General features: G+C 66.2%; 13 protein-coding genes and 1 tRNA gene. 6 read left to right on the top strand and 8 right to left on the bottom strand.

Annotated features, from left to right (window positions below; translation table 11 throughout):
* Nucleotides 1-24 precede the first annotated feature (24 nt).
* Nucleotides 25-318, top strand: a complete 294-nt coding sequence (locus tag IEX50_RS14935) for a hypothetical protein (RefSeq protein ID WP_184075319.1) — start codon at nt 25-27, stop codon at nt 316-318.
* A gap of 73 nt (nt 319-391) precedes the next feature.
* Here the strand turns inward: IEX50_RS14935 and IEX50_RS14940 are convergent, their stop codons facing one another.
* The gene (locus IEX50_RS14940; RefSeq protein WP_157176965.1) at nt 392-1,336 is read right to left on the bottom strand and encodes an NAD-dependent epimerase/dehydratase family protein; all 945 of its coding nucleotides are present in this window, start codon (nt 1,334-1,336) and stop codon (nt 392-394) included.
* A gap of 92 nt (nt 1,337-1,428) precedes the next feature.
* Between IEX50_RS14940 and IEX50_RS14945 the strand changes: the two genes are divergently transcribed.
* Nucleotides 1,429-2,301 carry a LysR family transcriptional regulator gene (locus tag IEX50_RS14945; RefSeq protein WP_157176964.1) on the top strand — a complete coding sequence of 291 codons (873 nt, stop codon included), beginning with the start codon at nt 1,429-1,431 and terminating at the stop codon, nt 2,299-2,301.
* Nucleotides 2,302-2,414: 113 nt separating this feature from the next.
* Here the strand turns inward: IEX50_RS14945 and IEX50_RS14950 are convergent, their stop codons facing one another.
* Both IEX50_RS14950 and IEX50_RS14955 read right to left on the bottom strand, forming a co-directional pair.
* Nucleotides 2,415-3,023, bottom strand: a complete 609-nt coding sequence (locus IEX50_RS14950; protein WP_157176963.1) for a DJ-1/PfpI family protein — start codon at nt 3,021-3,023, stop codon at nt 2,415-2,417.
* A complete protein-coding gene (locus IEX50_RS14955) occupies nt 3,023-3,865 on the bottom strand; it encodes a PhzF family phenazine biosynthesis protein (protein ID WP_157176962.1) in 843 nt (280 codons plus the stop codon). The genes IEX50_RS14950 and IEX50_RS14955 overlap by 1 nt, the downstream gene beginning before the upstream one ends.
* Nucleotides 3,866-3,975: 110 nt before the next feature.
* On the opposite strand from IEX50_RS14955, the gene IEX50_RS14960 reads away from it, so the two are divergent.
* Nucleotides 3,976-5,367: an aminotransferase-like domain-containing protein gene (locus tag IEX50_RS14960; protein WP_157176961.1), complete on the top strand. Its 1,392-nt coding sequence runs from the start codon at nt 3,976-3,978 to the stop codon at nt 5,365-5,367.
* A gap of 86 nt (nt 5,368-5,453) precedes the next feature.
* Here the strand turns inward: IEX50_RS14960 and IEX50_RS17560 are convergent, their stop codons facing one another.
* The gene (locus IEX50_RS17560; protein ID WP_198350677.1) at nt 5,454-5,657 is read right to left on the bottom strand and encodes a GNAT family N-acetyltransferase; all 204 of its coding nucleotides are present in this window, start codon (nt 5,655-5,657) and stop codon (nt 5,454-5,456) included.
* A gap of 297 nt (nt 5,658-5,954) precedes the next feature.
* Nucleotides 5,955-6,830, bottom strand: a complete 876-nt coding sequence (locus IEX50_RS14970; protein WP_157176960.1) for an ATP-grasp fold amidoligase family protein — start codon at nt 6,828-6,830, stop codon at nt 5,955-5,957.
* A gap of 273 nt (nt 6,831-7,103) precedes the next feature.
* Here IEX50_RS14970 and IEX50_RS14975 point away from each other — a divergent pair, with 273 nt between their 5' ends.
* Complete coding sequence (locus IEX50_RS14975) at nt 7,104-7,400, top strand: putative quinol monooxygenase (protein ID WP_188699503.1); 297 nt, start codon at nt 7,104-7,106, stop codon at nt 7,398-7,400.
* Nucleotides 7,401-7,581: 181 nt separating this feature from the next.
* Here the strand turns inward: IEX50_RS14975 and IEX50_RS14980 are convergent, their stop codons facing one another.
* From IEX50_RS14980 to IEX50_RS14990, 3 genes are all read right to left on the bottom strand, one after another.
* Nucleotides 7,582-7,812 carry a hypothetical protein gene (locus tag IEX50_RS14980; RefSeq protein ID WP_157176958.1) on the bottom strand — a complete coding sequence of 77 codons (231 nt, stop codon included), beginning with the start codon at nt 7,810-7,812 and terminating at the stop codon, nt 7,582-7,584.
* A 325-nt stretch (nt 7,813-8,137) separates the two neighbouring features.
* Complete coding sequence (locus IEX50_RS14985; protein ID WP_157176957.1) at nt 8,138-10,471, bottom strand: FG-GAP-like repeat-containing protein; 2,334 nt, start codon at nt 10,469-10,471, stop codon at nt 8,138-8,140.
* Between the two features lie 799 nt (nt 10,472-11,270).
* Nucleotides 11,271-11,346, bottom strand: a tRNA-Thr gene (locus IEX50_RS14990).
* A 133-nt stretch (nt 11,347-11,479) separates the two neighbouring features.
* Between IEX50_RS14990 and IEX50_RS14995 the strand changes: the two genes are divergently transcribed.
* Both IEX50_RS14995 and IEX50_RS15000 read left to right on the top strand, forming a co-directional pair.
* Nucleotides 11,480-12,490 carry a PAS domain-containing protein gene (locus IEX50_RS14995; protein WP_157176956.1) on the top strand — a complete coding sequence of 337 codons (1,011 nt, stop codon included), beginning with the start codon at nt 11,480-11,482 and terminating at the stop codon, nt 12,488-12,490.
* Between the two features lie 217 nt (nt 12,491-12,707).
* Nucleotides 12,708-17,348, top strand: coding sequence for an NAD-glutamate dehydrogenase domain-containing protein (locus tag IEX50_RS15000; protein ID WP_157177133.1), 4,641 nt, complete (start codon nt 12,708-12,710; stop codon nt 17,346-17,348).
* Nucleotides 17,349-17,461: the final 113 nt, after the last annotated feature.

A 17,461-nucleotide genomic window follows, 5' to 3' on the forward strand; every position in this document is an offset into this window, starting at 1 on the left:
GCGCAAACCACTGGGCGGCCGCGCATGTCAGCGACGCTGCGAAGCTCTACATCCTCACACTGGATCGCGGCGAACGCGGCGCCCGCTACCACGCGGTCGCCAAAGAGGGACGTCCCGGCACCCACCATTCCGGAGACCGTCGCGGCCGGGCTGAGCGTGCCGGCGCAAGCCTATTTCGGCCGGTTCGGCCTCTTTGCCGGTCTCGACATGCTGGTGTCGAGCGACTGGACGCGTTCGCAACTCGGGTGGCAACCGACGGGACCCGAACTGATCGGCGATCTCGAAGCGATGGACTACTCCCCGACGGCGGTCGCTTAACCGAAAAGTCGGCGGTCACAGGTCTCGACCTGCAACCGTACAATCGCCTCCGCTATAGCCTCTGCCTGTGGCCTCACAGACAGCCCATGCTCGCCAGCGTCGTGCGAACAGCGTCGTTCAGCGGCGTACGCGGTTCGCTGCCGAGGACACGCTCGATCCGACCGTTGAACAGCCGCACCGGCCGCTCCCACAAATACTTCATCTCCAACACCTCGCGCAGCGTCGGCACGAGGGGCGAGGCGAGCCGCATCATCCACCAAGGCGTCTTGCGCACCGGGATTGCAGGATCGCCTAGCGCGCGAACCATCGCGTCGGTCATTTGCGTGCCGTCCGCATCCCACTGGCCGTCCATGTGGAATGTGGCGAACGGATCGAGCCCGTCCGTCTCGATCAACCGCACCATCGTCTCCGCCACGTCGGGCAGATAGGCCCATTGATGCCCCACGCCGGACCGACCCGGATAGCTCACCGCCGCGGGACGCTTGCCCGCCGGCACCAGTTGCGAAAACCAGTTGTTCGCTGATCCCGGACCGAAGAAGTCTCCCGCCCGCACGATCAGCACGGTCCCCGCGCCCGCCTCGGCATAGGTACGCAGCCGCGCCTCCATCTCGACACGGATCGCACCCTTGCGCGCCGTCGGATGCTGCGGCGCATCCTCCGCAATGTCCGGGAAAGCATCCGGCCCGTAATTGTAGACGGTCCCCGGAAACAGGATCTTCGCGCCGTTCGCGCGCGCCGCCGCGATGCTGTTGTCGAGCATCGGCAGGACCAGCTTGTCCCAGTCGCGGTACCCCGGCGGGTTCACCGCATGGACGATCAGCGACACACCACGCGCAGCCGCGGCAACGTCGCCGAACACCATCGCGTCGCCGGTATGCCAGTCATAGCCGTGCTTCACCGCCACGCTGTCCGGCGCGCGGTGCATGGCCCGCACCGTCCATCCGCTGGCCGTCAGCCGCTGCGCGACGGCGCCACCGATGCCGCCCGTTGCGCCCAGTACCAATGCGATCTTGCTCATGTTCCGTCTCCGCTCTGTGTGTAACCCACAGATGCAGCCCATCATTACTAAACGAAATTGCCGAAAAGCGTGGAGTGATTATACGGAAAAGAATGAGCATACCGAGCTGGGATCTCTACCGCACGTTCGAGGCCGTGCTGCGCACCGGCTCCCTGTCCAGGGCGGCCCGAACGCTCGGCCTGACGCAACCCAGCATCGCGCGTCACATCGACGCGCTCGAACAGGCGATCGGGCGCGACCTGTTCGTGCGCTCGCAACGCGGCTTGACCCCGACCGCGGCGGCGCTCGAGCTCCGGCCCTATGCGGAGCTGCTCGCTTCGACCTCGGCGGCGCTGTTGCGCACCGCGGAAGGGAGCGCAGGCGCGGTCGCCGGCACGGTCCGGATCAGCGCCAGCGAAGTGGTCAGCGCCGAGCATCTGCCCGCCATGCTCGCCCGCCTACGGCACCGCTATCCCGCGCTGACATTCGAACTGTCGGCGTCGAACACGCTCGACGACTTGTTGCAGCGCCAAGCCGATGTCGCCGTCCGCATGGTGCAACCCGTCCAGCAATCACTGATCGGCCGGAAGGTGGCGCCGATCCCGGTCGGCCTCCACGCCCACACCGACTATCTCGCGCGTCGCGGCGTCCCCGCCACCCTGCGCGATCTCGCGGACCACGACCTCATCGGCTTCGACACCGAAACCCCTGCGATCCGCGCCTTTGCCGAACGCTTTCCGGACCTCAACCGCGCGGCCTTTACCCTGCGCGTCGACAGCGATATCACGCAGCTCGCCGCGATCCGGGCGGGTTTCGGGATCGGCATCTGCCAGGTTCCGGTCGCCGCCCGCGACCCGCAGCTTATCCGCGTACTGGCCGACTGCCTGACCATCGAGCTGGACGTCTGGATCGTCATGCACGAGGACCTCAGCAACAGCCCGCGCTGCCGCGCGGTGTTCGACGCCTTGGTTGCCGAGTTCAGCTGAAGCTCGTCCGAAACCAAACGGCGTCGGACGAGGCCATCGCATCAGCCCGCTGCGAGCACCGCTAGCGTTGCCGCCATTTCAGCTACGCTCTTAGCGGCTCCCGCCCGATGGCGTCAAACGTGAACCGGCAGGAACGGCTCCAGCACCTCCAGCGCATGGTCGACGTACGCCGCCTTCTCCCCGACCGGCGCGACATAGTGCAGCGCGTCCCGTGCGTGGCCGACGGACGCCGCGCGTGCGATCATCCACGCCGCCAGATACGGCGCCGCAAGACAGCCGCCCGCAGTCGCGACATTCCCGTGCGCGGCGAACGGCGCATCGACGACGTCCACACCCGCCTCGATCACCCAGGGCTTGCTTGTCAGGTCGGTGCAGGCCGGCACCGCGCCGATCAGCCCCAACCTCGCCAGCAACAGCGTCCCGGAACATTGCGCACCGATCAACTGCCGCGCGGGATCCAGCGTCAGCCGGGCCAGCAGGTCGCGATCGGCCGCGATGTCGCGCGTCCGGATGCCGCTGCCGATCAGGACCGCGTCGGCCTCGCCGGCGAATTCGATCGGGCGCTGGCGCCGCACCGTGACGCCGTTCATCGACGTCACCTCCTCGGCCGGCGACGTGATGTAAGCCGCCCAGCCTTCCGGCCGCAGCCGATTGAGGATCGCGGCCGCAACGAACGAATCCAGCTCGTTAAACCCGTCGAACGTGAGGATCGCGACCTGCATCAGTCTTTGCTCCGCCCGGAAAACAACGTGCGCGTCGCCCCGCCGACCCAGACCTGGCCCGCGCCGTCTTGCTCGACATGGATGCGCCCCGTCCGCCCCAGCCGCGTCCCTTGCGCCGCGACATAGGCACCCGTCGCCCGATCGCTGGCGAACAACCACTGCCCGACCGACGCGTTCAGGCTGCCCGTCACCGGATCCTCGATCAGCGCGCCGTAAGCGTCGCTGAAGATCGCACGGAGTTCGAACGCGGTCTCCCCGCCTGGCGCGTGCGGACCGACGATGCCGATGTCGATCTGCCCGTCGTGATGGCGCGCCGGCTCCAGCGCCAGCACTGCATCGGCCGACGCCAGCATCACCGCGATCCAGCCTGGCCCGTTATCGACCCACGCCGCATCGACGATCGCATTGGGCTCGATCCGCAGCACCGTGGCCACCTCCGCGATCTCCGCCTCGCTGGGAACACCTCCACGCAGCAACGGCGGCGCGGCGAACGCCAGTCGATCGCCATCCCGGCGGATCGGGATCAGCCCCGCCGCGCATTCTTGCACGACCACGCCGTCCTGGCGCGGCTTGCCACCCGCCTCCAGCCAGGCATGCGCGCTGCCGAGCGTCGGGTGGCCGGCAAAGGGCAGTTCGTGCGCCAGCGTGAAGATCCGGACGCGGTAGTCCGCGCCAGCCTCTGTCGGCGGCAGCAGGAAGGCGGTTTCGGACAGGTTCAACCACCGCGTGATCGTCTGCATCTCCTCGGTGGACAGCCCCTCCGCGTCCGCCACCACCGCAAGCGGGTTACCGGTGAAGCGATCAGTGCCGAAAACGTCGACAAGGTGGAAGGAACGGGTCACTGGCAAGGCCTCCTGTTAATGAGCCCTGCCTTTGCCCGAAACCGGATGGTCGCGACAGGCACGGTCCGATACAATCACCCCGAACTGTACCGGTATCCGAAGCAGAACAGATGAGACATGACCCCAACGACGACACCCGCACCGGCACCGTCGCCCGCACGATCCGCGGCCGGATCGAAGCGCGCAGCCTGACACCCGGCGCTCGGCTCCCATCGATCCGCGCGATGGCGCAGGCGAGCGGCGTCGCCCCCTCAACCGTGGTCGAGGCCTATGAACGGCTGGCTGGGGAAGGCATGATCCGCTCGCGTCCCGGCTCTGGCTTCTATGTCGCGGCACCTCTCGCACCGTTGGCGCTCGACCGCCTCGACCCGACGACCGAGCGCGAGGTCGATCCGCTCTGGATGCTCCGCCAGTCGCTGGGCGATCAGCGCCACGAGTTGATGCCCGGCTGCGGCTGGTTGCCCGACGACTGGTTGGCGGGCGATGCCCTGCGCAAGGCGATGCGGACCGCCGCACGCGCGGACGACGCGACGACGCTCGCCGGTTATGGGTCGCCGCTCGGCCATCCACCGCTGCGCGCACTGCTGGCCCGCCGACTGGCCGAACAGGGTGTCGACACCAGCCCCGACCAGATCCTGCTCACCGACAGCGGGACGCACGCGCTCGATCTCGTCTGCCGTTTCATGCTGCAGCCCGGCGACACCGTACTCGTGGACGACCCCTGCTACTTCAATTTCCTGGCGCTGCTCCGCGCCCACCGCGCCAAGGTGGTCGGCGTACCGATGACCCCCGCCGGCCCGGATGTCGCGGCATTCGCCGAAGCCGCCGCGATGCACCGCCCGCGGCTCTACATCACCAACTCAGGCATCCATAACCCGACCGGCGCGACGCTGCCCGGCCCGACCGCGCACCGGCTGCTGAAAATCGCAGAGGCGCACGATATCGTCATCGTCGAGGACGATATCTTTGCCGATTTCGAACATGCGGCCTCGCCCCGGTTCGCGGTCTATGACGGGCTCGATCGCGTCATCCGCATCGGCAGCTTCTCAAAGTCGCTCTCCGCCGCGGTCCGCTGCGGCCATATCGCCGCGCGGCCGGACTGGATCGAGGCGCTCTGCGACCTGCGCATCGCGACATCGATGGCCGGCAGCCCGCTCGCCGCCGGCCTGCTCCATGCGGTGCTGACCGACGGCAGCTATCGACGCCATGTCGAGGGCGTCCGCGCCCGCCTCGCACGGGCCACGGTCCGCCTGACGAAGCGGCTGCGCGCGGTCGGCATCGTGCCCTGGATCGATCCGGCCGCCGGGCTGTTCGTCTGGGCGCGCCTGCCGGATGGTCGCGACGCGGTCCAACTTGCACGCGACGCACTGGCAAAGGGCATCGTGCTGGCACCCGGACCGGTTTTCAGCACAAGCGGCAACTGGCGCGATCACATGCGCTTCAACGTCGCCCGAAGCGAGGACGATCGCTTATCCGAATTCCTGGGGAAAAGCCTGTGTTGAGCAGACCCGGTCTGCCCCTCACGCCCCCCCTACCGCGGTGGTATCGCGCGACTGTCCAAAAGCCGCTGCATGAGGATCAGATCGAGTCACGGACCGAATTGAGCACCGACCTCCGGAAGCCTGCCAACCTCTTCGAAGGCAAGTCCCGCATGCAGCGCGATCGACGCCACGTTACCCGCCTCGATCCCACCGACCATCGCATGCTTCCTCAACCGACCGGCACGCCCGACCAGCGCCTTGAGCAACAGTCGAGCAATCCCGCGGCGACGATCCCCAGCCTCGACATACACCGAATGTTAGACGGTTTCGTGATCGCGGTCGGAAATCGCCGAACGACGCGCATCCGGCGAGCACCCCGTCGACCTCGCAAGCCAGCACTGAATAACCGGCAGTGCGTCACGCCGCCAGCCCGGCCTGACGATCGCCGCGATGGACCGCCGCATTGTCCTAGATTGCCGTCGTCCCGGCGACCGCAGCATTTTCGATTGCGAGAATCACCGTCAGATCGATGTCCGTCACGTCCCGAATGACCATCCGCCGCCCCGATCGACGTTGTTGTTCCAACGGCGAATGGCACGCCCGTCGTCCTACGGACAGCGGGCCGACCATGCGGGTTTCGCCACCGGGATTATGTCCGGTTGAGACGCCCGAGCTTCCAGCCAGAGGCGACCGAACGCGCGGTCTAGTTCGGGCGGATCGAACGGCTCCAGCCCCGATCCAGGATAGAAGCTGATCTCCCCGAACAACGGCTGCTCGCCCGGCTGGTAGAAGTCGACGCGCACGAAGTCGAAGCCGGTGCTCAACTCCTCGGCGGCCGCGATCATCGCCGCCAGTGCCGTCGGGCGCGGCATGATCGGCACATCGTTCGCGATCGGGCACCAATCGCGATCGTAAACAATCCACCGATGCCGACGCGCGCGGTCGAGATGGACCTGCACATGGGTCACGCGCCCGCCGAACACGAACAGCTTGTAATCGACGGGTAAGTCGCTTCCCCCGCCGATGAACGGCTCCACGAGCAATCCGCTTGGAATGTGGGCGTAGAGCCACTCGTCCAGCCACCATCCATAAGCCCCGGACATCCACTTCGCCGACCTGGAGCGCGCCTTGGCCCAATCGCGCCCATCGCCGACGAACGCATTCTGGTTGCACCCATGTCGCGCCTTCACGACCACGCGGCCGGTCGCAGGAAATTGCGCCGGCAGTTCTGACCCCGACCACAGCAGCGGCACCACCCACTCGCGCCCCAGCCGGCTGGCGACGATCGCCTTCACCCCCACCTTGTCCGCCAAGACCGGCATCCGCGGATCATGCTCTCGCAATTTACGAACCTGGACCAGTTCGCTGAACAGTCCGGGGTCGGTCAGATTCGGCAGCCGCCCGTGCCGCCAGAGGTACGTCAGCCCGATCCGCAACCGTGCGGCGCGATCGTCGACCGACCCTAACTGATTGAAACCCTGCATCTTGTAAGGAAGGCCGCAACGCGGCCGAATGTTCCGACGACGCGCCAAACGATGTCGAGCGCCGCTACGACCGCACCGCCACCCCGACACGGTCGTCCGCCGACCCGATCCGCAACACGATCTGCCGTGATCCATTCTGGATACGCAAGCTTTGCTGTGACGGCTCGGGCACGGCGGTCGGTCAGTCATGGTTTACCGACGAAGCAGGGCATACATCTCGGGATGGCCGCTACCCGGTCACCGCAAGCCGGTGCAGATTCGAAGGAACTCGGAATGTCAGTCAAAGTGGTCGCACTCGTCACGTTGAAGCCCGATGCGGACGATGCCTTCCTTGCCGCAGCATCGACCTGCGCGGCCGCCTCACGAGGTGAAGCCGGCACATTGCATTATGAGATCTGGCGCGAGACGGACGGCGAACGCCGCGTCGTCTTCAATGAGCTTTACGTCGACGAGGAAGCGGTCGAGCAACATATGGCATCCGACCACTTCAAGGCGTTCGGTCGCGCTGCCGCCGACCTGTGGACCGCTCCCCCGACGATCATCGTGACCCATCCGGTTGATATTGACTGACCGGCACAGGTCGGCACTGTCTGGTGTTGCACGATGATCAGCTGGGCGATGTCAATACACAGGGGTTGTCCCCGTAAGACGCGAGGTCGACCGCCGCACCGTTGCCGCAATCTGCGAGATGACAGATGCGGCGATCGTCGGCGTCCGTCCTTCCACGCCCAGCTTCAAGCTGGCGTTAGGTTCAAGACTGCCTTAGGAAGAATTCGGAAATACGCGGCCCGTAGATCGGCCCCTCATTCTTCGGGTCCGGGACCAGCTTGATGGCAAGCAGCGCCTGATCCGAACGTGTCTCGGCGCGAATGAAGGCGATTGCGGCTTCGAGGCTTCCGGCGAACAGCCGTTCTTCCGGCGTCGCGCCTTCGAGGGCCGCGGTGTTATAGACTTCCGCGTCGCGCGTCAGGTCCCATTCCATGTTCAGAGTCCAATCGTTCGGTTGAGCCCTACCGTGCGCGTGTTGACGGTGGACGGCAACCTCCAGTCGGTCGGGGCCGCATCAAGGATGCGACCCCGCGCTTTTCTGACACCTCGGCACGCTTGACCGACTCGGTTTGGCGGGCGAACCTCCCGAGAAACTGTTCGGCAACCGTCACACATCTACTGCGTGTCGAGCGGAGTTGGGACGGAGTCCTCCAGGATGACCGGCCCATATTAGGTCCTGTCAGCTCAACAACACACACTAACGCTCGGTCACTCGGCGATATGTGTTCACGGCGTAGGATTCATTGGGACGCAGCGCCTCAGAGGATATACTCATGCCCAATGACGGCCCAGTCGGATCCCGGATTGTAGCCGTCAAGAACTTGTTGATCGAATGCAGGTCCGTTCGACTGCCAGCTGGTGATCGCGCCATTTGCATTCTGCCACAGAATGTCGGCCCGACCATCGCTGTTGAAATCCTTGATCGAGGCAATCCGCCACTCGGTCGCGACAGAGGTGTCGAACACGGCCTGGTCGAATTCTGAACCGTTCGACGTCCAGACGGACACTGCCCCATTATCGTTACGCCACAGCATGTCCGCACGCCCGTCGCCGTTGAAATCGCCCATTCCGTCGACATGCCATTCGCGCCCGACGCTTGCGTTGAAGCCGTTCTCGCTGAAACCGTTACCACTCGCGCTCCAGACAGTAGTTGCGCCACTGCTGTTGCGCCAGAGGATGTCCGCGCGGCCATCGCCCGTAAAGTCGGCCGCACCCTGAATGCGCCAGTCTGTGTTCACCGAACCGTGCGAGTATGTGTTGACGGCGAAGTCACCGCTGCTGCCGGACCAGATCGATACCGAGCCGTCGGCATTGCGCCAAAGCAGATCGTCCTTTCGGTCGCCTCCAAAGTCGCCGACCGCGGCGATTGTCCATTCCGCTCCAACCGACGCCGTATAGCCGCCCGTCGCGATCTGTCCGCCGGCGGTCGCGTTCCAGGTCGCGACGGTGCCGTTGTCATTCCGCCACAGCAGGTCCGATTTGGCGTCGCCGTTGAAGTCCGCAGTGTCGATCAACTTCCAGTCGGTACCGAGCCGTGTGTTGAAAACGCTCTGCTGCACAACATTGCCGCGAAGGTCGCCGCTGACGCCCCAGACCGACAGTGATCCGTCGCGGTTTCTCCAGAGGATGTCGGAATTTCCGTCACCGCCGAAATCGCCCAGGTTCGTGACATGGGCGGTGTTGCGGACGATCAGCGCGGCTTCGCCCTGAGCGCCGCTTGCAAGCCGCAAGGAGCCGGTCAGGCCGTTCAGTGTGAGGCTTCCGCCCGCGTAACGCAGGGTTGATCCGATCAGGCTGTAGCCGAGCGCGGTGGGCGATACGCCCTGAAAAGAGATGGTATCGCCCAGCGAAAAATCCCCGATCGTGTCGCTCGTCAGTTCTGACGCGGTGCCGGCATACAAGTCGTTGCCGATCCCTCCACTGAGATAGTCACGCCCCAGGCCGCCCCGAAGCGTATCATTGCCGTCGTAACCGAAAATGTTGTCGTTGCCGTTGCCACCGCTAAGATCGTCGTCGCCGCCAAAGCCATAAATACCTGTGTTGGCGTTGCTCGCTACGAAGCGATCATTCCCAAGCGAAGACCCCACCAGGAAAATGCTTTCGATACTATCGATCCGGCTGCCATTTTCCAAAGCCGTCGCGACCGAGAAATTGGCGCCGATGCTATAATCAGCAGTGAAGGACAACGTGTCCAAGCCGGCCCCGCCATCGATGGTGAACGACCCTCCAGGGCGCAACGAAATGCGGTCTGCACCGTCGCCCACTGAAACGACGTTGTTGCTTGCCGTGGCTGATATAGTGACGATATCGTCGCCGGCACCGGTGGAAATCTGGTTCCGACGCGTGTTCCCCTCGATCTCAACGATGTCGGCACCACCGGCGCCATTAATATTGTTGTTACCCCCGACACCCAAGATCGTGCCGCCGCCCGCGAACGCGTTTTGGGTCAACGTGAAGTTTTCGGCGTCCCACGACCATGCGGCGACCTGCCTGCCGTCGCTGCCGGGTTGGCCGTAAAGATAGCTGACTGCACGCTGGTCAATTGACCCAAGCACGGTACCGGCCGTTCCGCCGCTGGTGTAGCTCATGACCGTGCTGGCAAAATTGTCCTGCGATGGCCCAAGGACATACTCACCTTCAAAACTGTGCTTGAAACCAAGATTATGACCAATCTCATGCAGGAAAAGTTGGATACCGGCCTCGGGATACGTCGCTGAGACGTAGACGATACCACCGCCGCCGTAGGCATCCGCCTGGCTGGAATTGTAGAACCCACCAAGATCGAAGTTGAACGTGGCCAGCTTGATGTCGCCGAGGCCGGCCGGCACTTCCAGGAAAGTGATCCCACTGGCGGCGTCCCAAATCGAGAAGGCGCTTCGTGCCACCGATGCCTGGCTGGCGTTCAACGGCTTGAAGCTGTCGATGAACGCCGGTTGATCGAGGCGCAGCTGACCGTTGCCGAGCAACGCGGAAGAAGTGGTTTCGAGTGAGTAGGTGATGAAGACCGGCCGGTTCGTCAAAGGGTTTCCGCTGCTGTCAGACCCCACCCACGAATAGTTCAATATTGCTCGATCGTCAGTGACGTATTGCATCGGTTTTCCCCCGACCCGAACCAGACCGGCAGCGCCCCCGCCGCAGGCTCGGCCTGCGTCATAACAACTTCGCGCTCGTTTGAAATGATCAAAACGTCCAATTGCTTCAAAGGCGTTAGGATCGGGACCGTAATAATGCAGCGACGCAAACCAGTTCGAGGCGCGCCAAATTTTGTAATTCCGCCTCGAGTTCGGCAGCGCAGCCGACCCACTAAAGGTTTGCGTAAATCACTACAGCAAAGCCACGCTCCGCCATTTTGCGATGACAAACCCTGCTCGCCGACGGTCCTGACGCCGACCAAGAGGCAAGCTGTAACAGCCTTGCCCTGGTTGGACGAACTTGGTTTCTTAAAGTCGGCAGTCAGCCCGGATAGGCGTCACGCCATTCCCGGTCGCAAGTCGACGCGACTGTCCCGGCCCGGCTCATCCCGACGATCTGGGAAGGCCTTAAGAAATCCTGCCGGCATCCCAGTCGGAAAGGGGGCAGTATCCCCCTCAGGCGTCTGGCCGTGGATGCAACATCCCCGAAATACCGGGGCGTAGTTGCGCCGATCCCGACCTATCGCTCGAGAAGGCGTTCAATTCGTCGTTGCCCATGTAAAGCATCAGAGGATGGCGTCACCTTCGACAGCCAAGCGCTGATCGTCAGGCAGTTCCCAGCCAAGGGCCGCACGGCGACGGGGCACGTCGCAAGAGACGGGCTACCCGGAGCGGTCCTAACTGGACCGAGATTAATCCGTACTAAACCACTGCCCTGCGGTATCCCGGCACGTCTGTTGTCGAAACGTCGAAACAAGGGTGGTGCCGCCTATAGGATTCGAACCTACGACCCCCGCATTACGAATGCGATGCTCTACCAACTGAGCTAAGGCGGCCCGTGCATCGGGTGCGGTGGGCCTTACCAACGGAGCGCGCGATAGACAAGGGCAGTTTCGTCACGCATCTTAAGCCTTCGGAAACCATGGTTGGGGCATCGTCGCCTTTCAGAGCCAGGGCTGGGACGACGACATGGATATGCTTGACAGTCTGAGCGCCGACGGGGCGGCATCGATCGCCGAACCGCGGATGGACCCGCCGCCGACGATCGGCAACGACGAACGCCGCATGCACGTCCGCGCCTATAACTATTGGGCGTCGCTGCTCCACGGGCGTGAGTTTCCATCGATCGACGTTCTGGATCCCGCCAGCATTGGGGATTTCGGCCCGCACGGCGTGCTGCTCGATTTCTGCAACAGCCGCACCAACCCCGCCATCTCATGGCTCGGCCGCGCGCTGGCCGACGAAGGTCGCCACGTCGCACCGGTCGCGACGCTGGCCGACGTGCCGGCAGGATCATTGCTGTCGCGACTGTCCGATCACTATGCCGATGTCGTCGCCAACCGCGCGCCGATCGGGTTCGAGGCGGAGTTCGACAACGCGTTCGGCAATCACACACTGTATCGCGGCATACTGATGCCATTCTCGTCGGACGGGATGACGATCGACTATATCTACGGCGTCATAAACTGGAAGGAAGTGGCCAACGCCGCGCTGGTCGCGGGCATCGCGGCAGAAGTCGCGCGGGCCCCCGCCCCGGCCGTGCGTCCGCCGGTCCCGGCATGGGCCGACGGACCCAATCGGTTGGCGAAGGAGGCGGATACGCCGGCCGACGTCGACTCCGAACTGCTTGCCGCCGCGATCGTCGGCATCGATCTCGCCCGATCGACGCAGGCGCGGGCCCAGACCGCCCTGTACCGCGCACTTGGCCTGGCGTACGATCTCGCGCTCGCCAACGAAGCGCACGCCCCGTCGGGAGGGAGCGATCGGACCGGACGCGTCGCGGCGCTGGTCCGCCGCCTGTTCGCCACCGACTCCTCCGTGCGACAGCGTGCGGACTATGCTGCGATACTGGAGTTCGGGCTGCGGACGGGCGTCGAGCGCGGCGGGTTGCGAATGCTGCTGGAGCGTGAACCCGGCGGCTGGCGCGCGCTCGCCCGCGCCGAGCGTCAGACTCGTCGCAGTGGAACGATTGAGCGGTAACGATACACCGGCCGCAAGCCGCCGCGTCTTCATGAAATATCGCTCGACGGGCATCGCGCCTAATCATCGCATACCGTGGGCGGGCGTTGACGTACGTCTGTTGCGCCGCATCGCGCGCGCGCCGCTTCGCCTTGAATGACCCGGTGTCGGGGCGCATAGGCTGCCGCCAAAGAGAACAGGCGGGCACGCCCGCATGAAGGAGCAGACCGCGATGTCCATGCCACCTGCGCCGACGCACTCCCCCGAAAGCCAGCGCGATGCCATCGCCGACGCGCTTGTCGCCGGTGCACTGCCCGGCGAAACCGACGGGTTCGACGCGGAGGCACGGATCTCCGCCGCCGGTTTCGTGGCCGAGGTCGCCGCCCGCCGCGCACCGGGCGAGGCCGTCGTGCGGATCGAGTCGGCCGGGTCCGACGCCGGCCGTCGCCGGATGCGGCTCGTCACCGTGAACGCGGACATGCCGTTCCTGGTCGACTCGATCGCGGGCGCGGTCGCAGCGCGCGGGCTGGCGGTCCACCGGCTGCTCCATCCGGTCGTGTCCGTCCGCCGCGACGGCGACGGTGTGCTGGACGCCATCCTGCCGCCCGGTACCGCCGGCGAACGCCGCGAGTCGATCGTCTATATGGAGATCGAACGGGCCGACGCACGCGACCGGCGCGGGATCGAGGACGAGATCCGCGCCGTGCTGGCCGATGTCCGCGCCGCGGTGCAGGACTGGCCGAAGCTCCAAATCGCGCTCCGTGACGAGGCCGAGCGCATGCCCGACGGCGAGGGTGCTGCCCTCCTCCGCTGGCTGCTCGACCGTCACTTCACGCTGCTCGGTGCCGCGACGCAGCGGCCCGACGGCAGCATGGCCGACCCGCTGGGCATCCTGCGCGTCGCGCCTCGCCAGATCTGGAACGACGCCGACCGCCGCAGCGCGATCGCCCATTTCGAGGCCGGCGGCGAGGCCCCGCTGATCCTGAAGTCGGACAGCATCGCCACGGTCCACCGCCGCGCGCTGCTCGACCTGATCGTGGTGCCGGTGCGCGATGGCGGCCGCGTCGTGGCGTTGTCGATCCATGTCGGGTTGTGGACCAGTTCGGCGCTGCGCGCGCCTTCGGACCGCGTCCCCGTGCTCCGTTCCCGGCTGTCGGCGCTCGAGGAGAAATACGGCTTCGACCCGTCTGGCCACGCCGGCAAGGCACTGCGCCATGCGCTGTCCGCGCTGCCGCACGACCTGCTGACCGGACTCGACCGCGCCTCGCTCGAACGCGTCGCGCTGACCGCGATGTCTTTGGCGGATCGCCCGCGGCCGAAGCTGGTGCTGGTCACCACGCCGCTGCGTCGCCACGTGGTCGCCTTCGTGTGGTTACAGCGCGACGAGCTGACGACCCAGCGCCGCATCGCGGTCACTAACATGATCGGCCGCGCCGTCGGGTCGCCGCCCGTCAACTGGTCGCTTGACCTCGACGATGGCGATCTCGCCCTGCTGCGGCTGACCTTCGCAAGCACGGAGGCGAGCGTCGTGCCCGACGCCGATGCGCTGGATGCGCAGCTCGAATCGATGCTGCGCGGCTGGGCACCCCAGATCGAGGCCAGCCTGGCCGCGAGCGAGGGCGCAAGTCGTGCCGCCCGCCTCGCCATCACCTACGCCAACGCCTTCCCGATCGGATACCGCAACCGCAGCGACGCGGCCGAGGGCGCGGTCGACATCCTTCGCATGGCCGCGCTGTCCGGGCCGGAGGCGCGCGACGTGCGGATCAGCCGGCGCGAGGGCGAACCAGCCAGCGCGCTGCACCTCAAGACGTACCGCATCGGCGGCATGATCCCGTTGTCCGACGCCGTGCCCGTGCTCGAGAATTTTGGGTTCCGCGTGCTGGGCGAAACCGCGACCGCGCTCGACGAGGGCCGCGCCGGCTACATCCACGACTTCCTGCTCGACGTCGGATCGGGCGAGATCGCCGAACGCATCGCCCGCGACGCGCAGGTCGCCGAGGCCGCGATCGCCGCGGTGCTCGAAAGCCGTGCGGAGAACGACGAGTTCAATACGCTGATCGTTGCGGTCGGCCTGCCGCCGCGCGCGGTCGTGCTGCTCCGCGCCTGGTTCCGCTACCTCCGCCAGACCGGCCTGTCCTACGGCCTCGCCACTGTGGTCGAGGCGCTGAAGCGCGCACCGCAGGCCGCGACCGGGCTGATCGCCCTATTCGACGCGCTCCACGATCCGGCTGGCACGGGCAATGCGGATGAGGCCGAGGCGGCGATCGACGCCGCGCTCGCCAATGTCAGCGCGATCGACGACGACCGCATCCTGCGCCGCATCCGCGCGGTGATCCAGGCGACGCTCCGCACCAACGCCTTCTCGCCCGCCGCGGACGAGGCACTGGCGTTCAAGCTCGAAAGCCGGCTGATCCCCGGCCTGCCCGCCCCCGTGCCGTGGCGCGAAATCTGGGTCTATTCCCCGCGGATCGAGGGCATCCACCTGCGCGGCGGGCCGATCGCCCGCGGCGGCCTGCGCTGGTCCGACCGGCGCGACGATTTCCGCACCGAGATCCTCGGCCTGATGAAGGCGCAGGTCGTGAAGAACGCCGTCATCGTGCCGACCGGCGCCAAGGGTGGCTTCTATCCCAAGGCACTGCCCGCCCCCGGTGACCGCGACGCCTGGCTGGCGGAGGGCACCGAAAGCTACCGCATCTTCATCCGATCTTTGCTGTCGGTCACCGACAACATCGTCGACGGTGCGGTCGTGCATCCCGAAGGCGTCGCGATCCGTGACGACGACGACCCCTATTTCGTCGTCGCCGCCGACAAGGGCACCGCGACCTTCTCCGACGTCGCCAACGCCATCGCGGTCGACCATGGTTTCTGGCTGGGCGACGCGTTCGCCAGTGGGGGGTCGCAGGGTTACGACCACAAGGCGATGGGCATCACCGCCAAGGGCGCCTGGGTCTCGGTCCAGCGCCACTTCGCCGAACATGGCGTCGATGTGCAGACCGATCCGGTCACCGTCGTCGGGTGCGGCGACATGTCGGGCGATGTGTTCGGCAACGGCCTGCTGCTGTCGCGCTCGCTGAAGCTGGTCGCCGCGTTCGACCATCGCCACATCTTCCTTGATCCCGATCCGGACCCGGCCGCCAGCTGGGCCGAGCGCGCCCGGATGTTCGCGCTGCCGCGGTCTTCGTGGGCGGACTATGACGCGACCAAGATCTCGCCCGGCGGCGGCGTGTTCCCGCGATCGCAAAAGGCGATTCCGCTCTCCGCAGCGATCCGTACGGTGCTCGACATTCGGGACGAGACGCTCGATCCCGCAGCACTCATCGCCGCGATCCTCAAGGCCCCGGCCGACCTGCTCTGGTTCGGCGGCATCGGCACCTATGTGAAGGCCGCCGGCGAAACCAATGCGGAGGTCGGCGATCCCGCCAACGACGCCAACCGCGTCGATGCCGAACAGTTGCGGGTGAAGGCGATCGGCGAGGGTGCGAACCTGGGCCTGACGCAGGCCGGACGCATCGCCTTTGCCGCGCGCGGCGGGCGGATCAACACCGACTTCATCGACAACAGCGCCGGCGTCGATTGCTCGGATAACGAGGTGAACATCAAGATCGCGCTCAACCGCGAGATGAACGAAGGTCGCCTCGGCTTCGACGATCGCAACGCGTTCCTGGCGTCGATGACCGACGACGTTGCCGCGATCGTGCTGGAGGACAACCGTCTCCAGACGCTCGCGTTGTCGCTGGCCGAACGCGGTGGGGCCGCAGCTTTGCCGAGCTACGTGCGCGTGATCGAAACGCTCGAGTCGATGGGCCGGCTGGACCGCGCGGTCGAAGGGCTCGGCGGGAACGAGGACCTGCTCCGCCGCGTGCAGGACGATCGCGGGCTCACCCGTCCCGAACTTGCTGTGTTGCTCAGCCACGGCAAGCTGGCGCTGCAATCGCGGATCGAGCGTGCCAATTTCGCGCAGGATCCGTCGCTCCGTCCGCTGCTCCACGCCGCCTTCCCCAAAGCGATGCGCGACCGGTTCGGCGATGCGATCGACCAGCACCGGTTGCGCCCCGAAATCGTCGCGACCAAGATGGCGAACCGCGTCATCAACCGGCTCGGCATCGTCATCCCGTTCGAACTGGCGGAGGAGGAAGGCGTCAGCATCGCGCAGGTGGCCGCGGCCTATTTCGCCGCCGACGCGATCTTCGGGTTCGAGGAGATCTGGCACCGGATTGAGATCGAGCCGCTGGCCGAGGACGCCCGGCTCATGCTGTTCCGCGTGATGGCGGCGATCGCGCGGCTGCACCTGGCCGACCTGATCCGCATCGCCGCCACCGAAACCGGCCCCGGCCCGATGATCGAGCGTCTCTCGCCCGGCATCGGCCGGCTCGACACTGCAGTCGAGGCGCTGCTGCGCGACGAGGCACGGTCGCAGTCCGCGGTCCTGCGCGGGATGATCGGCGGGTTCGGTGCCGACCCGGCGCTGATCGACCGGATCGTACGGCTGGCCGAGCTGGACGGTGCGATCGGCACCGCGACGCTCGCCGCCGACACCGGCGTCGACGAGGTCGCGGCGACCGGCGCCTATGTCCGATTGGGCGAGGCGCTGGGGCTCGACTGGGCGAAGTCCGCCGCGGTCCGGTTCGTCGCGACGGATCCATGGGAACGGCTGCTCACCGCCGGCCTCGCGCGCGATTTCGAACAGCTCCGGCTCGACTTCCTCGAACGGCAACGCAGCGACGACCCGCTCGCGATGGTCGATGCCTGGCTGGAAACGCACCGCAACCGCGTCCTGCAGTTCCGCGCCCTCATCGACCGCGCCCGCGCCGCGCCACAGCCGACCGCGGCGATGCTGGCCCAGATCGCCGGCCAGGCGCGGGTACTGCTGGCGCGGTAACCTAAAGCCCTCCCCCCGCCGGGGGGGAGGGTTGGGTGGGGACTTAGGCTTGGAAGAACCTCACCCCCAGCCAAGCCCCCCACCCCAACCCCCCCCCGGTGGGGGGAGGGAGC

Origin of the sequence: Sphingomonas prati, from assembly GCF_014643515.1 — a bacterium.
In the GTDB taxonomy this organism is placed as follows: Bacteria; Pseudomonadota; Alphaproteobacteria; order Sphingomonadales; family Sphingomonadaceae; genus Sphingomonas_R; species Sphingomonas_R prati.